Annotated in this window: 16 protein-coding genes; 8 read left to right on the top strand and 8 right to left on the bottom strand. The window is 69.9% G+C overall.

The annotated features are described in order from the left end of the window. Window positions 1–3 precede the first annotated feature (3 nt). The 5 genes from DJ019_RS18225 to DJ019_RS18205 are packed head-to-tail and all read right to left on the bottom strand — an operon-like array spanning window position 4 to window position 4515. Window positions 4–378: a response regulator gene (locus tag DJ019_RS18225; protein ID WP_111277724.1), complete on the bottom strand. Its 375-nt coding sequence runs from the start codon at window positions 376–378 to the stop codon at window positions 4–6. Window positions 379–422: 44 nt separating this feature from the next. After that, complete coding sequence (gene fixJ / locus DJ019_RS18220) at window positions 423–1037, bottom strand: response regulator FixJ (protein ID WP_111277722.1); 615 nt, start codon at window positions 1035–1037, stop codon at window positions 423–425. Next, entirely contained in the window at window positions 1030–2592 is a 1563-nt protein-coding gene (locus DJ019_RS18215) for a PAS domain S-box protein (protein ID WP_240606539.1), read from the bottom strand. Before DJ019_RS18215 ends, fixJ begins: the two co-directional genes overlap by 8 nt. A gap of 25 nt (window positions 2593–2617) precedes the next feature. Further along, window positions 2618–3691, bottom strand: coding sequence for an AI-2E family transporter (locus DJ019_RS18210; RefSeq protein ID WP_111277718.1), 1074 nt, complete (start codon window positions 3689–3691; stop codon window positions 2618–2620). Further along, window positions 3667–4515, bottom strand: coding sequence for a universal stress protein (locus DJ019_RS18205; RefSeq protein WP_165844071.1), 849 nt, complete (start codon window positions 4513–4515; stop codon window positions 3667–3669). The genes DJ019_RS18210 and DJ019_RS18205 overlap by 25 nt, the downstream gene beginning before the upstream one ends. Before the next feature lie 127 nt (window positions 4516–4642). Here DJ019_RS18205 and DJ019_RS18200 point away from each other — a divergent pair, with 127 nt between their 5' ends. Continuing rightward, entirely contained in the window at window positions 4643–4987 is a 345-nt protein-coding gene (locus tag DJ019_RS18200; protein WP_165844070.1) for a c-type cytochrome, read from the top strand. Window positions 4988–5038: 51 nt separating this feature from the next. Here the strand turns inward: DJ019_RS18200 and DJ019_RS18195 are convergent, their stop codons facing one another. Continuing rightward, window positions 5039–5908, bottom strand: coding sequence for a universal stress protein (locus DJ019_RS18195; protein ID WP_111277712.1), 870 nt, complete (start codon window positions 5906–5908; stop codon window positions 5039–5041). 62 nt (window positions 5909–5970) lie between these two features. Beyond that, window positions 5971–6621: a helix-turn-helix domain-containing protein gene (locus DJ019_RS18190; RefSeq protein WP_111277710.1), complete on the bottom strand. Its 651-nt coding sequence runs from the start codon at window positions 6619–6621 to the stop codon at window positions 5971–5973. Between the two features lie 173 nt (window positions 6622–6794). Between DJ019_RS18190 and DJ019_RS18185 the strand changes: the two genes are divergently transcribed. The 3 genes from DJ019_RS18185 to DJ019_RS18175 all read left to right on the top strand — a co-directional run bounded on the left by DJ019_RS18185 (window position 6795) and on the right by DJ019_RS18175 (window position 8172). Beyond that, the gene (locus tag DJ019_RS18185) at window positions 6795–7253 is read left to right on the top strand and encodes a host attachment protein (protein WP_111277708.1); all 459 of its coding nucleotides are present in this window, start codon (window positions 6795–6797) and stop codon (window positions 7251–7253) included. An 83-nt stretch (window positions 7254–7336) separates the two neighbouring features. Beyond that, window positions 7337–7651: a hypothetical protein gene (locus DJ019_RS18180; RefSeq protein ID WP_111277706.1), complete on the top strand. Its 315-nt coding sequence runs from the start codon at window positions 7337–7339 to the stop codon at window positions 7649–7651. 110 nt (window positions 7652–7761) lie between these two features. Further along, on the top strand, window positions 7762–8172 hold the full coding sequence (locus DJ019_RS18175; protein WP_111277704.1) for a hypothetical protein: 411 nt from the start codon (window positions 7762–7764) through the stop codon (window positions 8170–8172). A gap of 42 nt (window positions 8173–8214) precedes the next feature. On the opposite strand, the gene DJ019_RS18170 is transcribed toward DJ019_RS18175, so the two are convergent. Beyond that, window positions 8215–8652 carry a YbaN family protein gene (locus tag DJ019_RS18170; RefSeq protein WP_240606538.1) on the bottom strand — a complete coding sequence of 146 codons (438 nt, stop codon included), beginning with the start codon at window positions 8650–8652 and terminating at the stop codon, window positions 8215–8217. Window positions 8653–8828: 176 nt separating this feature from the next. On the opposite strand from DJ019_RS18170, the gene DJ019_RS18165 reads away from it, so the two are divergent. From DJ019_RS18165 to DJ019_RS18150, 4 genes are all read left to right on the top strand, one after another. Then, window positions 8829–11231 carry a CHAT domain-containing protein gene (locus tag DJ019_RS18165; RefSeq protein WP_111277702.1) on the top strand — a complete coding sequence of 801 codons (2403 nt, stop codon included), beginning with the start codon at window positions 8829–8831 and terminating at the stop codon, window positions 11229–11231. Continuing rightward, window positions 11228–14665 carry a two-partner secretion domain-containing protein gene (locus DJ019_RS18160; protein ID WP_111277700.1) on the top strand — a complete coding sequence of 1146 codons (3438 nt, stop codon included), beginning with the start codon at window positions 11228–11230 and terminating at the stop codon, window positions 14663–14665. Before DJ019_RS18165 ends, DJ019_RS18160 begins: the two co-directional genes overlap by 4 nt. After that, on the top strand, window positions 14662–16518 hold the full coding sequence (locus DJ019_RS18155) for a ShlB/FhaC/HecB family hemolysin secretion/activation protein (protein ID WP_111277698.1): 1857 nt from the start codon (window positions 14662–14664) through the stop codon (window positions 16516–16518). The genes DJ019_RS18160 and DJ019_RS18155 overlap by 4 nt, the downstream gene beginning before the upstream one ends. 125 nt (window positions 16519–16643) lie before the next feature. Further along, window positions 16644–20273: a PAS domain S-box protein gene (locus DJ019_RS18150; protein WP_165844069.1), complete on the top strand. Its 3630-nt coding sequence runs from the start codon at window positions 16644–16646 to the stop codon at window positions 20271–20273. Window positions 20274–20282: the final 9 nt, after the last annotated feature.

Below are 20282 nucleotides of genomic sequence, written 5' to 3'. Positions count from 1 at the left end.
CGGTCAGCCGGTCAGGGCCCGGCGGATAGAAGTCATCAGGGCGTCGCCGATTAGCGGCTTTTCGACGATCGGCACGCCCGCCGCCGCCGCCGCCGCCCGCAGGTCGGGCTTTGGGTGGCTGGTGATGAGAATCGCTGGCAGCGTGACATCTCGCTGCCGCAGCTGCCGCAGCGCTTCCATGCCGGAAATTCCCGGCAGGCGCTCGTCGAGGACCAGGCAGGCGCCGCCGGCGGGGAGGGCCCGGCTCAGCAGCGCCTCGCCCGACTCGCAGGTCGAGACATCGAAGCCCTGGAGATCGAGGGAGAACGCCAGCGAGGACCGCACGGCGGCGTCGTCATCGACGACAACGACAACGGGGCGGGAAACCGGGGCGAGCATTGTCGCAACCTGCCCCGGGCGAGGAATGCCGGCTTTGACCTATCTCAATCCTTGTCGAACCCGGCCAGGAGCGCGATACGCACCAGTTCGGAGAGGCCGTGCGCGCCGGTCTTGCTCATCACATTGGCCCGATAGACCTCGACCGTCCGCGGGCTGATGCCGAGCTCATAGGCGATCTGCTTGTTCAGCTTGCCGGCGACCACGCCCCGCAGCACCTCGCGCTCGCGCCCCGAAAGGCCGGTGAGCATCTGCTCGAACCGCTGCCGTTCGGCGTCCTGGGGGTCGGCCTCGGGGGCGGAATTCAGCGCGGACCGGATCGAGTTGAGGAGCGTGTCGTCCTCGAACGGCTTCTCGATGAAGTCGACCACGCCGGCCCGCATGGCCTCGACCGCCAGCGGCACGTCCCCGTGGCCGGTGATGACGATGACCGGCAAGGTCACGCCCCGGTCCTTGAGGCGGCGAACCAGCTCCAGGCCGTTCATCTCCGGCATGCGCACGTCGGTGACGATGACCCCGGACTTCAGGTCGCCGGCCACCTTCAGGAACTCCATGGCCGAGCCATAGGTCCGGGCCGGGAGGTCCGCCATCTCCAGCAGGAAGCCCAGCGAGCTCCTGACGGCTTCGTCATCGTCGATCAGATGGATGATCGCCTCACTCATCTTCGGTCAGATCCCCTTCGCGAACCGCCCGCAGCGTGAACTTGAAAACCGCGCCGCCGCCCGGGTTTGATTCCACCCAGATGCGCCCCCCGTGCGCTTCGATGATGGTCCGGGAGATGGACAGGCCTACGCCCATGCCATGGACCTTGGTGGTCATGAAGGGCTGGAAAAGCTGGTCGATCACCTCCGGGCTGATGCCGGGGCCCGTATCGCGCACCGCCACCTCGACCATGTCGTCCTCCACGGGGACGGCGGTCACGACGAGATCACGCCGGGGCGACTCGTCCATGGCCTCCACGGCGTTGCGGAGCAGGTTGAGCGCCACCTGCTGGATCTGGACCTTGTCCGCCAGCACCAGGTTCACCCGAGGATCGATGTCGAACCTCAGCCTCACGCTGCGCTCGCGCGCGCCGATCATGGCCAGGGCGCCGGCCTCCTCCAGCAGCTTGGGGAGGCTCTCGATACGCCGATCGGCCTCGCCCTTGGCCACGAAATCCCGAAGGCGCCGGATGATCTGGCCGGCGCGCAAGGCCTGGTCCGCGGCCTGGGAGATGATCTCCTTGAGGCGCGGCTTGTCGATGGGCTCGCGTTCGACCAGGAGCAGGCAGCCCTTCATATAGTTCGCCGCCGCGGTGAGCGGCTGGTTCAGCTCGTGCGCGAGCGCAGAGGCCATCTCGCCCAGAGCGGTCAGGCGGGAGACGTGCACGAGTTCGCCCTGCACGTCCTGAAGCCGGCGTTCAGTGGCCTGCCGCTCCGTCAGATCCCGCACGAAGCCGGTGAAGTAGCGACGATCGCCGGAGATCATCTCGCCGACGGCCAGTTCCATCGGGAAGGTGGTGCCGTCCTTGCGTTCGCCCACCACCACGCGGCCGATGCCGATGATCCGCCGCTCGCCTGTCGAGAGGTAGCGTTCGAGATAGGCGTCGTGGGCCGTGCGGTAGGGTTCAGGCATCAGCATGCTGACGTTTCGCCCGAGCACCTCGGCGGCGGTCCAGCCGAACTGGCGCTCGGCGGCGCTGGAGAAGGACTGCATGAGGCCGTGCTCGTCGATCACGATCATGGCGTCCGGCACCGTGTCCAGGATCGACTGGAGGTGGGCCTCCCGCGCCGCCAGGTCGCGGACCGCCGCGCTGGCGCTGGCGGCGTTGCGGCGCAGCGCGCGCCCGGCGAAGCCTGACGCGATGCCGATCAGCACGAAGAGCACCGCGTTGATCAGGTTCTGCGGGTCGGTGACCAGGGTCGGACCGAGCAGCAGGAAGTAGAAGATGAGCCCCAGGGACGTGCCGGCCAGGGCCGGCCCATAGCCGCCGATCGCGGCGGCGGCCATCAAGGCGGGCGCGAAGATCAGGAAGGTCGCCCGGTCGCCGAAGATCGGTTCCAGAGCCAGGCGGAACACCATGCAGACGCCGCTGGCGATGATCGCGACGGCATAGCCCGCCACCCAGCCGTTGCGCCCGGCGGCGGCGGTGAGGATCGGGGGTTGGCCCATGGGTCCAGCGGTAGGTCGCCCGTCGGCCTCTGGCAAGTCGCAGTTGCGGTGGGCGGGGATAGTCATGACCGCCGCCGGGCGCGCGGCGGGATCACGCCTCCTCGGCAGCCTGCCCATCGGAAAACCGGTCGCCCAGAATGTCCTCCACGTACACGCGCCGGACGATCACATAGGCGATCACGGCCAGGGGCGTGGCGAACAGCACGCCAAGGCCGCCGAACAGGACGCCCATCGCCAGGACCGCGAACAGCGTGACCGCCATCGGCAGCTCGACCATCTGGCGCAGGAGAAGCGGGGTGACGAGGTTCGCCTCGAACTGCGACGCTCCGAGATAGATCACCGCCGCCCACATCAGCGTCTGCGGCGAGTCACCGGCCGCGACGATCAGGCCTGGCACGGTCGCGGCCATCGGCCCGATCACCGGGACGAACTGGGCGAGCCCCGCCATGACCCCCAGCGCCAGCGGCGAGGGCACGCCTGCCAGCCACAGCCCCAACCCGATGCTCACGCCCACGACCAGCATGGAGATCAGGGAGCCGAGCAGCCAGCCATGGAGCGCGTGGCCGCAGTCGCTGAGCACCTCGGCCGCGCGCTCCCGGCGATCCAGCGGCAGCAGGCGCAACAGACCGTGCAGATAGGCGCCCGGGCTGAACGCGAGATAGAGACCCGCGAACACCACGATCACCGTGGCCGCGGCCGCGCCGGCCGAGCTGGCGAAGAGCCGCGACGCCGTCTCCACGACCATGCCGTCCGCGTGGCGCAGGCGTTCGAGGTCGGCCAGGACATAGGAGCCGAAGCTGTAGTGCGAGAGCTGCTCCTGAAGCGCGCGCCAGGCCCGTGGGAGAAGGTCGCCGAGGGCCACGACCTGGGCGGCGATCTGTTGTCCGAACAGCCACAGGGTCCCCGCCACCGCGACTGCAAGTCCCGCGACGGCCAGCGACAGGGCGACGGGGCGGGCGATCCCGAGATTGCGCACGAGCGGCCCCGCCAGCGCATGAAGGAGCGAGGCGACCAGCACGGCCCCGAAGGCCATCAGAATGACGTCCGAAAGCCGCCACGCCACGATCGCGACGATGGCGAGGACGCCGATCTGGAGCGGGGTGAGCTGCCGACGGGGCGTCCCGGGAGCGGGCCCGGGACTCAATGGGACATCAGGACGGCGCATGGCGGACTATCCAGCATGGCCTGGGTGGCGCCGCCAAGAACGAACTCGCGCATGCGGGCATGGCCGAACGCCCCCATCACCAGAAGGTCGATCCGCTCGGCGGCGACATAGTCCGCCAGGAGCCGGCCGATCGGCCGCGCCCCGACCGGAACCTCGTCGACACGCGCGGCGATCTCATGTGCTGAGAGGTGGCGCAGCAGCTCCTGGGCGATCCCGGTGACGGCCGTGGGCTTCTCGCCGACGGCCACGAGGATTCGGACATCCTTCGCGCGGCGCAGCAGCGGCAGCGCGTCCGCCACCGCCCGCGCGGCGCGCGGACTGCCGTCCCAGGCCACCGCGACCGCGCCGAAACCGTCGGCCGGGGAAATCTCCAGATCGTCGGGATAGAGCGCCACGGGTCTGCCCGAGCCGAACAGAACGGCCTCGGCGACGCCGCGGGATTCCGGCGCCGACGGACCCACCGGCACGAGGCAGACGTCGCGCGTGCGGCTCATGCGGGCGATCTCGTCGACTTCCTCGTAGAGCTTCGCCGTCACGGGCGCGACGGTGATCGGCACGCTAGCTTCCTCGGCCGCGATACGTCCGCAGACGCCCTCCAGCTGCGCGGCGGCGGCGCTGCGCGCCTCTTCCATGCGAGCCTTCCGATCGAGGTCGATCAGGGCGTTGGCCACGGGGTTTCGCAGTTCGGGCAGGTCGACCTGGATCGGCGCCAATGTGAGGTTCCCGCCCAACCGTCGTGCAAGCGCCACCCCGCTTCGCAACGCCCGATCCGGCGTCGTGTCGGGATAGGTCAGGGCCGGCAGCAGCAGATCCCGGAACGTCATGGCGAAACTCCCCATTCACGGCTAAGCATTCGAACGTGCCCCAGGCGGCGCCAGTCCGGTCTCCCACCTAAGTACCGCTCCGGAGGCGCGCCGCCCACAGGGTCGCTGTCTGCATCCGGAGGCCATCGTGCGCGCCAGCCTGCTCGTTCCCGCCCTCTCCCTTGCCCTGGGGCTCTCGGCCTGCGCTGGAGGCTCTACGCCGGGCGCGGCGCGTTTCGACCCGGCCGCCGAGCGGGGCCAGGCCTTCGCCGCCCGGCGCTGCGCGGGGTGCCATACCATCGGCCTGGATGACGGCGGCTCCGCGGACGGGCCGCGCTTCCGCGACCTGTCGCGCCGCTACAATGCGCTGTCGCTGCAGAAGAGGTTCGCTGAAATCTCGCAGCACGGGGCCGGAATGATGCCGCCGATCACGTTCAGCACGGCTGAGGCCGAAGACCTCCTCGCCTACTTCGCGACGCTGGAAACCCGCTAGCCACCCCCGAAAGGCCCCCGCAATTCCCGCGGGGGGGCTATCGTCGAGGCCTCAGTGGCTGAGGAGAACGAACGTCTCGGGGCGATGGACGAGGTCGTCGGTCACGCCGCCCAGCACCCATTCACGCAGGCGGCTGTGGCCATAGGCCCCGGCGACCACGAGATCGGCGTCGTGGAGGCCGGCGATCCGAGTGATCTCCGCCGTCACCTGGCTACCCGGGGCGGTGACGACCTGGGCGCGGGCATTGATCCCGTGGCGCTTCAGGTTGGCTGTCACGTCATCGGTTTCGAACACGGCGTCGTCGGCCGCTTCCTTGGCGCACACGGCCAGAACCACCACCTCGTCGGCACGCTGAAGGAATGGCATGGCGTCGGCCACGGCGCGGCGGCACTCGCGCGTATCCTTCCACGCGACAACGATCGACTTGGCCCGCAGATGCTCGCGGCCAGGGGGGACGACCAGCACGGGGCGACCGGCCGCCATGACCACTTCCGCCGGATCGGCGCAGCGGGTCGGCCCACCGGATCCACGGGGGCTCATGACGATGAGGTCGGCCGCGCGCGACAGGTTGGCCAGGGCGCGGCTGGGATAGTCCTGCACGCTGCGCCACTCGAAGTCCGCACCTGCGGCGTCGCGACGGAAGGCTTCTTCGGCCGCGGCGAGGTTCTTGCCGATCTCGCCCTGGATCAGGGCGATCCATTCGCCTGCGGCATAGCCGGTGAAAGGATCCGGTGTGGCGATGGGCTCGAAGGTCTCGGCGCCGAGGCCGATCAGGTGGGCGCCCAGATCGTGCGCCAACCGGGCGGCGGCCTCGGTGCGCTTCGACGCGGCCAAGCCCGGCTCGGCGTGCGTCAGGAGTGTGGCGTAGGTATTGGGACGGATCACGATCTCGGCCTTCGTACGTTCCTGGGTCTTGGTCATGGCAGACTCCTCATCCAGGTCGCGGCCGGCCCTACGCCTGCGGCCGCACAGGCGGACGCCTCCTATTCGGCGAGCGCCTCCAGGGCGGTCCACTTGCGGACCTGGAAGCGTCGCGAGGAGGGGAATTCAACGATCTGCTCACCCTGAAGCTGGGTCAACATCCGCGATACGGTCTCGATGGTGAGGCCGAGGTAGTCAGCCATGTCCTGACGACCCATCGGCAGGTCCACCTGACCCTCGTGGCCGCCGGCCAGAGACATCAGGAAGCTGGCGACCCGCTCACGGGCGCTCTTGCGGCCCAGCATCAGCACGTGATCCTGAAGACGCTCCATCTCGCGCTGGGTCGCGGCAAGGATCGCCCGATCGACTTCGGCGTCGCCGGCGACGGCGCGCATCGACGCACGACGCACCACCTGCACTTCGCACTCGGTCAGCGCCTCCGCCGCGAAGCGGTGGTCCGGACCCGGCTCCAGGCCGAAGACGTCTCCGACGTAGTAGAAGTCGCCGACCTGGCGGCGCCCATCGGCGGTGACGCGGCTGGTGCGGATCACGCCGCGCACGACGCGGTACAGGAGCTCGGCCTCGTCGTCCTGGGCGTAGATCTCCTCGTCCCGGGCGTAGGCCATACGAACGCCGAGGCGCTCGAAGGCTTCGGTCAGCGCGGCGGCCGGCGGGGCGGTGCGGGGATCCGAGAGCGGGTAGGCGAGGGTCATCGCAAGCTCCTTGTCGATGACCTAGGGCTACCCGGCCCGCCGTCGCGTATAAATTTGGGAGCGTCCCCTAAGTATCGCTACGGAGGCGCGCCTGGACTACGGTTTGATCTTCGTCACGTGGCCGCGGCCACGTGATGGCTTAGCGTTGGAGACCTAAGGCAGAGGAGAATTCCATGGACGTTGGCGGAGTCACCTGGATCGTCGCGGCCGATGCGGTCGAGGCCCGGATTTTCGCGGAGCGCGTGCGCGCCGGCGCCGTGAAGGAGCTTGAAGATCATCGCATGTCGGCCACCGACGCCGAGCGCGGGGCAGGGCACAAGCAGCGAGCGACCGTGCATGATCGCCAGGGCCACGGCCGGCACGGCGCGGGCGAACACACCAATGGCGACGAGGCGACCCGCCGGTTTCTGAAGCGTGTCGCCAACTGCGTGTCGCTCGCCGCCGGCCGGGGCGAGTTCGACAAGCTGGTGCTCATGGGGCCGCCCCGCGCGCTGGGCATCCTCAAGGATCTGCTGCCCGCCCCGGTGTCGGCGCGGCTCGAGACCACCGATCCGCATGAGCGCAAGCGCGATACCCCCGACGACGTGCGCCAGCACCTGCGCGAGGCGCGCGCCCGGATGCCTGCCGCCTGAGGCGGAACGGGCGGATTGACGCCCGTCAAGGCGCACCCTGCGCCGCCCAGCGCAGGGTGCCTGCGAACAGACAGGAGAGTCCCATGACGATCACCCTGAATCCCAAGCGGAAGGCCGAGATCGAAGACGGCATCGAAGATGTCGCCAAGGCGCTGCGCGAAGCGGCCGACGGACTCAGCAAGGATGCCGAGACGGCTGTGGCTCAGGCCGCGGAGGCGGTGCGCAAGGCCGCCGACACGCTGGCGGCCAAGGCCAAGCCCCAGGCCAGGGAACTGGCGACCAAGGCCGTACAGGAGGTCAAGGACCATCCGATCGCCTCGGCTGCGGCCGCGCTGACCGCCGCCGCCGCGCTGATCAGCATCCTTGCCGCCGCGCGCGGAAAGAGCAAGCAGGCCTGAGTTCCGAGTCACGTGGCGTGGCGTTAAGGATGTCGTTGTTTTAACGGTGTTTTCTTCGGGGTCGTTAAGGCCCGGGACGCTCCATGGAGCCTCATTTCCATGGAGCGACCATGTCCGAGATCCTTGAGACCGAAGCCGAAGCGCTGGACCATTTCCCCACCACGCCGAAGGACATCTCGCACGTCACGTTCTACTTCGACGCGACTCCGGACGATCGCGAGGACGACAGCTTCTTCTTCGTCAAGGTCGAGACCCCGGACCAGGTGAACGACGACCTCGACGCGTGGTACGAGGCGGCGTTGGAAGCGATGCTCGCCAGGGACCCGGCCCTGGCGGACTACGAATTGGTCGGCGCCGCGATCAAGTACGGCTCCGCCCGGTCCGGCGGCGGCGAAGTCTACTTCGACCTCGACAACGATCCCACCGACGAGGACTACCCGCCGACCGGCGGTCTCGTGCAGGGGCGGGAGTTCCGCAGCTATGAGGGCGGGACGACCTACAACTACGACGACCTGTTCTGATTTCGGGAACCGCCGGCCACGCGCCTCAGCGTGGCCGGCTCCCTATTGTGACGGCCGCGTCAGGATGAAGCCTGCGACGGCCACGAGCACGCCGCCAACCAGGCCCAGCACCATGGCGCCCTGACCGGCGACCGCCAGTCCGGCCCAGCTTGCCGTCATCATGACGATCGCCGTGGCCTTGGCCTTGCGCGGGATCGCACCGCGCTCTTCCCAGTCGCGAATGTAGGGGCCGAAGCGCCGGTGCGCGCGCAATCGATCGGCCCACGCGGGCGACCCTCGGGCGAAAGCCCAAAGCGCGATCAGCAGGAACACCGTGGTCGGCATAAGGGGCAGGACCGCCCCGATCGCCGCCAGGCCCACGGCGACGATCCCAACGCCGCGATAGGCGTAGGCCCGGCGACGGCTCATCGGCGCGCGGTCGCCCGGCGGCGTGCCGGCGGCGGCATGCTCCTCGGTCTCTGGCTGCCCGTGCGACGGCAAGCACTCACTCGCTCAAATGCATCAGCACGGTAGGGCGACGAAGTGGGCCTCGACGTCAAGCCACGCGTCCGCACCGGTCCCAGAACTCGTATCGCCTAGGGTCTGCTTCCCGATGGCATTGACAAGCTGGACAGGAAGGATCGGACTCCGAGATAGAGAATCCTGGGGGGGATGTCATGACGCGCGGCCGTGCCGTCGCAAAGCTGCGCATGCCGGCCTCCGGCGCTATGGCCGTCTTCCTGGCGGCTGCGGTGGTGGGCGAAGCCAAGGCGGCGCTTTCGGACAGCCTGTGCAGCCCATCGGGCTCAGCCGAGGTTCGATCCTTCCCATCCTCCGAGAGTCTCCGCCAGGCGACCGCGCTTACGGAAACGCGGCTCGCACGCCGGGGGGCGGCCGACCCCTTTCCGGAACTGGCCACGGCGCTGGACCCGCCTGTGACCAATGCGGGCCGGCCTTCGCCAGCGGTGCTGGCGGAATACTGCGCTGCAGCCGGTGAACTCATGCGGATCAGTCCCCAGGGGAGCCAGCTTCAGGCCCAGGCCTATCTACTGAGTGCGTTCCAGATCGCCAGCGGCGCTGGCTTGCAGGCGACGGCCTCCGTCGCCGCCTACCGGCTGGGCCTGGTGTCGCTGTCCAGCCCCACCGTGGCCGGCGCCCGCGGCCGACGCGGCGTGCGGGGCGGGACGTCGGCGGCGGTGCGGGAGGCTTCGGTCGCCCCGGGCGCCGGCCCCTGCGAGGTTCTGGCCCGCCCGGCGGTCCTGGGCGCCACGAACCTTTCCCTGTCCGTGGCCTCGTTGGGTTGCGCCGCGGATCAGGCGATGGCGGCCGGCGATGCGCGCACCGCGGCCCTTGCGACCCTGCGTCTGGCGCGCCTCCGCCTGGCGGTGGCCGAGAACGCCGGCGAGGCCGGGGACGCCTACCGCGCCCTGGCGCACCGCGACGCTGTGGAAGGACTTTCGATCGCGCGGGGCGTCCCCGACCCAGCCCTTCGCGCGGAGATCCTGGGTCGGCTGGCCTCGACCGCTCTGGACGCCCGGGCCGCCCCCACGCCTGAGTTGGCCGCCGCGGCCGTTGCGATCCGAGCCGCGAACGCGGGGGCCGCCGCGCATTCCTATGCCGCCGCCCTCGAGGCGCGGCTGGCCCTGGCCGCCGGCGACGCGGCGGCGGCGCGGCGCCTGCTGGAGGACGCCCTGGTCCACGAGAGCCAGCGCGACCTGCCGACGCGGCTGCCCGAGTGGCGCCTGCTGCTCGCGGAAGCCGATCCGCAGAATCGCGAGGCCCATGTGATGGCCGCCTACGAGGCGCTGGAAGCGGTCCGTCCGCTGCTGCCGCGGTTCGACCCCCTGACCGAGGAGACCGCCTTTTCGCTGCACATGCGCGACGTCTTCCAGAGCGCGGTGGACGTCCAACTCGCCGGCGCGGAGGGCGGGACCCAGCAGCTTCGTGTCCGCGACGCCCAGCACATCGTCGAGGCCTATCGCCAGGCCGAGCTGCAGAGCGTGTTCGGCAGCGAGTGCATCCCCGTACGCGACCCGTTGCGTCCCGAGACTCTGGCGGCGGGCGAGGTGCTGCTCTATCCGATCCTGCTGCCGGATCGGCTGGAGCTGCTGTACGTCACCGGCGGGAATGGCGGGGCGACTTTCCGGCGCCTGCCGCCCAACCGCAGCGTGGACCGCCAGGCCGTCGCGCGGCTCGTGGAAACCGCGGTCCTGTCGCTGAGCTACGACGAGGACGAGGCGTGGCGTCCGGCGGTGCGACAGCTCTACGACCTGCTTATCAAGCCCGTCGAGGCCGAGCTGGCTCCCGGCGCTGTGCTGGCGGTGGTTCCGGACGGGCCGCTCCGCAGCCTGCCGTTCGCGGTGCTGCTGGATGACCAGAACCGCTTTCTGATCCAGAAGACGCGGGTCTCGGTGGCGCCCTCGCTGGCCTACACCGAGCCTGGCTCGGGCGACACGACGCGCCAGCAGCTTCTGGCCGCCTCGCTGGAGATGGAAGTTCGCCTCCCCGCCGGCAGCTTCGAGAAGCTGGAGGGCACCGGCGCCGAAGCCCGCGTCGCCGCGGTGGCCGATGGAGAACGCATCGCCAGGTCGTGGGTGATCGAGAATTTCCGCAAGGCTGATCTCGTCCAGGCCCTGACCCGCGAGCAGGTCGATGTCCTGCACCTGGCGACCCACGCCTCGTTCAACGGTCGCTCGGACCGGGCCTTCATCGTGGCCAACGGCGAGATGATCCTGCTGTCGGAGCTGCGCCAGATCCTGGCCCAGAACCGGACCCGCGGCGACGAGCTCGACCTGCTTGTCCTCAGCGCGTGCGAGACGGCGGTCGGCGACGACGAGGCCAGCATGGGGCTGGCGGGCGCGGCGGTGCAGGCGGGCGCCCGTAGCGCCATCGCCTCGCTGTGGCCGGTGAACGACGCCGGCACCGCCGAACTGATGAAGTCCTTCTACCAGCTCTATCGCGACGGGCGCTCCAAGTCGGCGGCGCTGCGCGAGGCTCAGCTTCGAATGATCGAGTCGGGCGGTATGAACGCCAACCCGAACATCTGGGCGGCCTTCACGCTGCTGGGGGCCTGGCGATGAGGCGCGGCGGGGCCTCCTGGCTGGTGCTGGCGGCCGCGCTGGGCGGCTGGCCGGCGGCCGTCACGGCGCAGACCGCGATCACGCCCGACATTGGCGGGGCGCGAGGCCTGGGGACGACGATCACTCAGGCGGGCGCTGTCCATACGATCGATGGCGGCACGCTGGCCGGGGCCAACCTCTTCCACAGCTTCGAACGATTCAGCCTGGGCGTCGGCGACACGGCCCGGTGGGTGCGAGGCGCCGGTGACGGCGGGACCGTGGCCAATGTGATCAACCGCGTGACCGGGGGCGAACCCTCGCAGATCGCCGGGACCATCGATTCCCAAGCCCTGCCCAACGCCAGCTTCTACTTCGTCAACCCGGCGGGGATCGTCTTCGGCGCGGGCGCGCGGCTCGACGTGCCGGCCGCCGCTCACTTCTCGACCGCGGGCGAGCTGCGCTTCGCGGACGGAAACGCCTTCGCCACGGCGACGCCGGATGGCTCGACCCTGTCCATCGCCTCGCCCCAGAGCTTCGGCTTCCTCGGCGGCGAAGCTGACATCGCGCTGGGCGGCGTCGGCGACACGTTTGCGGGGGCTGGCGCCGTCCTTTCCCTCGCCGCTCAGGACGTGAGGATCGCCGACAGCTCCCTGCGCTTCCGCAGCCTGGCGCTGGACGCGGTTGGCTCGGTGGAGGTCGTGAACAGCCAGCTCCTGGCTCTGGCCGAAGGGGCGCCCGGCGGCGGTCTCCGGATTGAGGGCTCGGCGGTGACCCTGGACGCGGCGCTGATCACGAGCGACGCGGGCGGCGACTTCCGCGGGGGTGACGTGGAGGTGCGGGCGCAGGAGAGCCTCACGCTCCGGAACGGAACGCTGCTCGGCGCTTCCACGCGCGGAGCGGCCGCCGGCGGCGACGTCGCGCTGAGCGCCGGGAGCATCTTCGGGGCTGGCGGATCGATCTTCAGCGTCGCGCTGGGCCCGGGCGACGGCGGGAATGTCACGCTCGCCGGCGACACGATCACCCTGAGCGACAGCCTTTCGGTGGCTTCGACCACTTCGGCGGCAGGGCGCGGGGGGCTCGTTCGGTTCGCGGCGGGCGATGCGCTGGACCTGACGTCGGCCACGGTCACGGCCTTCACCTTCGGCCCGGGACAGGGCGGCGACGTGGCGTTGTCCGCACCCGCGATCACCATGGCGGGCGGAGCGGTGGTCACCGGCAGCGTCGAGGGCGGACGGCCAGGCGACGTGCGCCTGGACGGCGGCGCCATCGCTGTGTCCGGCGGCGCCGTCCTGGGCTCGGCGCCCGGCGCGGCGAGCGACACCGGCCGCCTGACCATCGAGGCGACCCGCAGTTTCGAGGCCGCCGGCGTGTTCATGACCGCGGTGACCTACAGCGACGGCGGCGCGGGCGAGATCTCGATCACCGCGCCCGACATCTTCCTTCAGCAGACCAACATCAACTCCAGCTCCTACGGCGCCGGCAGCGTCGGCACGGTCAGCGTACGCGGCGATCGCATCGTGCTCGACGAGACCCAGATGGTGGCGGAATCGTTCGGACCCGCCTCGGATCGGGCGGGCCTGATCGAACTCGTGGCGACGGGCGATGTCCTCGTCCGCCTGGGCCGCATCAGCTCGACCGCCTATGGGGCGGCACGTGGCGGGACGATCTTCGCGCGAGCCGGCAACCTGACGCTGGACGGTGTCCAGGTTGAGTCCAACACCCTGGGCGATGGGACCGGCGGCAGCGTCGACCTGGGCGCAAGCCAGACGCTCCGCATCGACAATGCAGTCGTGTCGTCCAACGCCACGGCCTTGGGGGACGCCGGCGACGTTTCGCTCCGAGGCTCCACAATCGTCCTCGACACCGTGGCCAAGGTCTCGTCCGACACGCTTGGGTCGGGCAATGCGGGGGCGGTGCGGGTCGCCGGTGGCGCGGTCCGGTTGCTCAACGGCGCGGCCATAACGTCCGAGGGCGTAGCGGGGACGGGGAACGCCGGCTCGGTGGAGATCGAGGCGGACAGCCTTACCCTCTCCGACGCCTTCATCTCCTCCGATGCGCAGTCGCTGGGCGACGCCGGGGCCGTGACGATCCGCGCGGGCAGCATCGAGCTCGACGGGGGCGACCGAGAGTTCACCTACATCAGCTCCGACACCATAGGTCTGGGCAAGGCCGGGGACGTGACGATCGACGCGCGGTCGGTGACCCTGCGCGGGCGCGGCTATGTCTCCTCGATCACCCGCGGCGACTCGGACGCAGGGTCCGTGCTGCTCAACGCCGGCAGCCTTACGATCCAGGGCGGCTCGTATGTGGCCTCTGACAGCTTGGGCGGCCTCGGTCAGGCCGGGGACGTGATCATCACCGCCGACAAGCTGACCCTCGAGGGTGAGCCTGGCCGCTTGAGCTACATCAGTTCCGACGCCTTCGGGGGCGACGCAGGAACCGTAACGGTCGAGGCCAGGACCCTGCAGATGAAGGGCGCCCTCATCTCGTCAGACACCTATGGCGGCGGGCGCGCGGGGGACGTCACGGTCACGGCCGGCGATCTGCTGGTCGACAATGCGGGCATCCGGACAGGCACCTTCAACAGCGGGCCAGCCGGGAACGTCGCGGTCATCGCGGACAGTGTCAGGCTGGACAACGCCGCGGCGATCACCTCCGAAGCCTTCCCCGGTGCGGCGGGCGCCGCTGGCATTGTCCTGGTGCAGGCTGACGCTCTCGACCTTCGAGGCGGCGCGAAGGTCACGACCGTGTCCGGAAACGCCAATCGGGCCGGCACGGTGCTGCTGGACGTCGGGACGCTGGATCTCTCCGGCGACGGCACGGTGATCACGAGCGAGAACCGAGCAGGGGACGTGGCGAGCGGCTATGCGGCCGGCGAGGTGGGCGACGCGGGCGACATCGGTATCGTCGCCGGCCGGATACGCATCGCCGACGGGGCCAGCATCTCCACCAACTCTTTCGCCGGCGCGGCCGGCGGGATCGGCATCGAAATGCCGACGGACGCTCTGCTGATCCTGGAAGGCGCCGACGCGCCCGGATCGATCCAGACCTCATCTGGCGCGGGGACGGGCGGGCGGATCGTCATCACCTCGCCCCGGGCGATCATCTCGAACGGGGGCGCGATCCTGGCGCTCGGTGAGCAGCGTGGCGCCAATGTGGTGATCGAAAGCCGCTACTTCATCAATTCGGCCGACCGGACGAACGTCGTCGCCGTGGATGGTGAGTTCGTCCTGGCCGCGGGCCTCTATGACGTCAGCAGCGGCACGGTGAACCGCAACCTTTCGGTGGTCGACGCTTCCAAGGTCCTGCGAGGCCAGTGCCCATCCGTCCGTTCCACGGGCGAGGTCAGCCAGCTCATCACCCGTCCGGTGGGCCCCTATGCGCGCGAGCCGGCATCGATCGGCCTGCCGGCGCTATCCCTTGTGAGGTCGGCCGGCGAGGGGGGCTGCCCTTGAGCGCCCGCCGAAGCCGACTGCTGCGCGTCACGGCCCTGGCCCTGACGCTGTCGCCCGCCGCTCTGGCCAGCGCGCAGGAGCGCACCGGTCCGCGCGCCTCGCCCCCGCCCTTGCCGGCTTACCCGCAGGCCAGCCCCGGCCTTCCCTCGGAGCCCCAGCGCACCGCGCCCGAGACGCCGCCAGCCGGCCCCGGCGTTCCGCTCCGCGAGATCCGCGTGGCCGTGGAGGGACCTGCGGGCGATCCACGGCCTCCGTCAGGGTGGCGCCCGCCCGAGGCGCAGGGGTTCCGGCTGGATCATCGACCGGACGAGCGCCTGGACGAAGCCTGGGTGCGTCGGCAATTCGAACTGAACGGCCTGCCCGGTCCGTCCGGCGGCGTGGCGCAGGCGCTGGCGCTGGTCCAGCTCATCAACCGCGCCTACCTCGGCGCGGGCTTCATCAACTCGGGCGTCGTGGTCCGGCCGGCCGCGCGCCCAGGAGAACTGGAGCTCAGGGTTCTGTACGGGGGGCTGTCGGCGTCGGCGCCAGGCGCCGCGCCGCTGGAGGTGACGTGGGCCGGGGGCGCCAAGGGACTGACCGAACGCTACGTGCGCGAGCGGATGCCGGCGGCCTTTCAACGCCCGCTCAGCGCCTTCGACCTCGAGCGCGATTTCCGCCTGCTGGCCGAGGATCCCGCCCTGCGGACCGTCAATGCCGAGCTCCGGCCCGGCAGTCGGCCGGGAGAAGCCAGCCTGGGCGTGCGGCTTGTGCCGCAGGATCGCTACGACCTCTACGTGACCGCCGCCAACAACCGCTCGCCGACCGTGGGTGGGGAACGCCTGGCGGTCGCGGGGTCCGTGCGCAATGTGCTGGTGGCGGGCTCCGTGCTCAGCGCCGAGGCCGGCTGGACCGAAGGCGTGGAGGATATTTCCCTCAACTACTCGACGCCCTTCCTGTCGCCCAGGACCACACTTTCGATCCGGGGGGCCTACAACAATGCGGCCGTGATCGACACGCCGCTGGTTCCGCTGGATATCGAGGCGCGCGATCGGTCCGTGGAGGTCGGCCTGACCCGGAAGCTGGTCGACGTCCCGCTGCTGCCGACGGGCGAGCCGGGGCGGTGGGCGTCCGCGCGGACCCTGTCGACCGGCGTTCTGGTGATCCACCGGGAAGGCAAGACCTTCCTGCTGGGGGAGCCGTTCTCCTTCAGCCCCGGTTCGGTGCGCGGGCGTAGCAAGTACACCGCCATCCGCGCCGTTGGCGACTATGTGGTGCGCAACGTCGACCAGGTCATGGCCGTCTCGATCACGGGGACCATGGGGCTCGACGGGACCCGGTCCGATATTCCGGGCCTGGCCACGCCGAAGCAGACATTCATGGCCCTGCTGGCGCAGGTGAACTACGCGCGGCGCCTTTCCGACGACGGCCTGGAGTTGCGGGCGCGGTTGTCTGGCCAGGTGGCCAACAGCATCCTCTACTCGGGCGAGCGCTTCTCGGCCGGGGGCGAGACGACCGTGCGGGGATATCGCGAGAACCTCATCCTCGCCGACAATGGTCTCGTGGGCTCGGTGGAAATCGCTCGACCGTTGAGCTTCGCCCGCGGGCAGGCACGGTCAGGCGGGTTCACCTGGGACGCCTTCACCGTCTCGGCCTTCGCCGACGGCGCCTACGTCCGCAACGACCGGCCGCCGCATCCTAAGCGGGAGATCTACAGCGTGGGCGCCTCGCTCGCCTGGACGCCATCCGAGGCGCTGTCGGCGCGGGTCACCTATGGGCACGCCCTCAACAAGGTCGAGCTGTTCGGCAGCAAGGACCTGCAGGACGACGGACTTCAGGTCCGAATCGTCCTCCGGCCTCTCAAACTCCTGCGCTGATACTCATTTTGGGAACGCCGGTCTTTGGCGCGCTGAACTGTCGCAATTACGGTTAGTGGATTGGAGGCACAGGTATGCCTTCCAATGGCAAAGCCGGATCGCTCAGTGCGCCGGCCGGCGGGGAAATGCTGACACGCGGGCGACGGACATGGGCGACGGGCCAGATCGCGGGGGCGACCGCCCTTGCGGCGGCGGTGTTCGTGACCGCGTTCGCCTGCATTCTCCTGACCAAGGAACTTCACAACCCCGCAGCGGTCTGGCTGTCCGACGGCATCGTCATCGCCGTGCTCCTGCGCCAGCCGCGCGCGCGTTGGGGGGCCATCCTGGGCGCCGGGGCGATCGGTGTCGCCACGGCCAATCTCGCTGCGGGCGAGGGCGTCGTCATGTCGTTGGGCATGGCGGCCAGCAACGTCCTGGCCATGTTCACCTGCGCGATCCTGGTCACGAGGATGGTCGCTCAGCCAAGGGTCGATCTGACGAACCCCCGCCATCTGCCGGCGTTCCTCATTGCCGGTGGCGTCGTCGCGCCCATGCTGGCGAGCCTGGCCGGCGTGCTCGTCCTGCGGTTCCTGGTGGGGGCGCCATGGTGGCCGACCGCGCCTCAATGGTTCGTCTCGGAATCCCTCGGTATCCTGCTCACCACGCCCGCCGTACTGGCGCTGGGCGAGGGGGGGCTGGGCCGGTTCCTCGAGAGGTTCCGTTCCGGCCGTAGCTATCTGCCGGCCCTGACACTGGTCGCCACGCTGGGAGTCGTCTTCGGGCAGGCTGACTATCCGCTCTCATTCCTCCTGCTGCCTGCTCTGCTCTACTGCGTCCTCGCCTGGGGCGCGGCGGGGGGCGCGCTGGCGCTGCTGGCCACCGCCGCCGTCTCAATCCTGGCCGCCGTCAACGGGCTTGGCCCCGCGACCTTCGTTGAAGGTGGGCTTGGACTGAAGCTGGGCCTCAGCCAGGCGCTGCTGGCGTCGATGGCGCTGGTCATGCTGCCGCTGACGGCTATCCGGGTGCACGGCCGGCGGATGGAGGACGCCCAGCGCCAGGCGCTCGAAGCCTCCGAACTCGCGGAACAGCGGCTCCGCCTGGCCAGTCAGATCGCGGGCATCGGCTACTGGCGTCTAGAGGCAGACGCCGAAGAGGCTCTATGGTCGGATGAGGCCTTCGCACTTCATGGCCTCGCGAACTCCGGGCCTGGAAACGCCGCCAGCGGCGCCGTCGACCTCTACTCGGCGGAGGACCGCGCGCGATTGCAGCAGACGGTCGCTCAGTTGTTCGCAACCGGCGAGGCCCAGGAACTCAAGGTCGAGATCCGCCGCGCCGACAACGGCCAGCGTCGGATCCTCCTCTACAAGGGACAGGGCCAGCGCGACGCGACCGGCGCCGTGGTCGCACTGTTCGGCGTGGTGCGCGACATCACCGACGAGGAGACGTTCCTCCACCAGATCGAGGAGAGCGAGGCCCGGTACCGGCTGCTGGCGGATTCCTCCACCGATGTGGTCCTCAAGGCGGACGCGGGCGTCATGATCCAGTACGTGTCGCCCTCGGCGGCGCGGTACGGGTACGATCCAGACGAACTGATCGGCAAGCCGGGGTTGAGCCTTGTCCATCCCGAAGATGTCGACCGGGTCCTGGCGATCCTGGCCGAGGTGTACGAGACCGGCGAGATCGGCCCCACCTATGAGCAAGCCTTCCGGCTTCGCGCCGCGGACGGAAGCTATGTGTGGATGGAAGGCGCCCCGACCATCCTGAAGGACGAGTCGGGCGCGATCACCGGCATCATCACCCCGCTGCGCGATGTTTCCGAGCGCGTGGCCGCCCAGCGCGAGCTGGAGCGCAGCGAGGCGCGCTACCGTCTGATCACCGAGAACGCCACCGACATCATCTCCTGCTACGGGGCGGACTCGGTCTTCACCTACATGTCCCCGGCGGTCACCTACGTCACGGGGTACGCGCCGGAAGAACTGGTCGGCCGGAAGACCAGCGAATTCATCCACCCGGACGACTTCGCCCGCGGCCGCACGTTGTTCGCCGACTACATGGCGGCGGGACCTAGCGCCCCGCCGTTCCGCTTCGAATACCGCGCCTATTGCAAGGATGGGCGCATGATCTGGCTCGAGGCGCACCCTCGGGCGGTCTACGACCCGGAGACGGGGGCGTTCGTCGAATTCCAGGACGTCGTTCGCGAGATCACGGCGCGAAAGGCGATCGAGGAGGCCCTCGCCGAGAGTGAAGCGCGCTATCGGATGCTCGCCGAGCACCTGACCGATATCGTGTCCCGCGCGAGGCTGTCGGGCGAACTCCTCTACATCTCTCCGAGCGTCACGAAGATCCTCGGCTATTCTGTCGAGGAGCTGGACGGCGTCAGCATGCTGCCGCTGGTGCACCCGGACGATCTGGCCGGCGTTCACGCGGGCTACCAGGAGATCATCCGCGGCCGAGCCCCCGAGGGCTTTGGCATCACCTATCGGATGAAACACAAGGACGGTCACTGGGTCTGGCTGGAGAGCCGACCCACCGCCATGCGGGACGCGGCGGGGCGCGTAACGGGCTTCGTCGACCTGACGCGGGACGTTTCCACCCGCGTGAAGCTCGAGGACGAACTGCGGGAGGCGCGGGACGCGGCCCAGGCCGCCGCGGCGGTCAAGGCCGAGTTCATGGCCAATATGAGCCATGAGATCCGCACGCCGCTGACGGCCATCCTGGGCTTCACCTCACTGCTGGCGGCGCGCGCGGATCTCGGCGAAGAGGAGCGCTATCAGATCGGTCGCATCTCGGGGGCGGGCCAGGCGCTGCTGGCGATCGTCAACGACATCCTCGACTTCTCGAAGCTGGAGGCCGGGCAGATGCCGATTCTGCCCAAGCCGGTGTCTCCGTTCGAGACGCTGTCCGACGCCCTGGCCCTCTTCGAGCCCCAGGCCGCGGCGAAGGGGCTGCGGACCCGGCTCGATCTCGCCCCCGACCTGCCGGCCTGCCTTGAAATCGACCCCGACCGGGTCCGGCAGATTCTGCTCAATCTGATCGGCAATGCGGTGAAGTTCACGGACCGCGGCGAGGTCATCGTTTCGGCGGGCTACAATGGCGTGAGCGGCCGGCTGCGGGTCTCCGTCCGCGACACCGGCCCCGGGATGGAGCCGGAAGAACAAGCCAAGCTGTTCAAGCGCTTTTCCCAGGTCGACGCCTCGGCCGCGCGCCGGCACGGGGGGACCGGGCTGGGCCTGGCGATCTGCAGCGGACTGGTCGAGGCCATGGGCGGCGCGATCACCGTGTCGAGCAAGGTGGGCCGGGGCTCGGACTTCGTCTTTGAGATCCCGACCACCCAATGCGTCCAACCCGGTCCCGCGGAGGAGGCCGTCCAGGCGCTGGACCTCAGCGGCCTGCGGGTGCTGGTGGTGGACGACAACCCCGTGAACCGCGAGCTGGCGAAATCGATCCTGGCCCCGTTCGGCGCCGAGGTCAGCGAGGCCGGGGATGGCTACGAGGCGATCGATGTCGCCCTGGACCGCCCGTTCGACGTGATCCTGATGGACATCCGCATGCCCGGCATGGACGGCCCGGACGCCACCCTGCGCATCCGCGCCCAGCCCGGTCCGAACCAGGACACGGCCATCCTCGCCTTTTCGGCCGACTACGACCTGGAGCGCTTCGGCGAGCAGGGCGGCCGAGGCTTCGACGGCTTCGTGCGCAAGCCGGTGGAACTGGGCGCCCTGCTGGGCGCGATCGCCGCCTGCTTCGCGGAGGAAGAGGTTCCCGCCGGCGCCTGAGTCCGACGC

This window comes from Phenylobacterium kunshanense (genome assembly GCF_003254525.1).
GTDB lineage: Bacteria > Pseudomonadota > Alphaproteobacteria > Caulobacterales > Caulobacteraceae > Phenylobacterium > Phenylobacterium kunshanense.
Note: the sequence above shows the minus strand (reverse complement) of the source record. Positions and strands in the feature narration are given on the sequence as shown.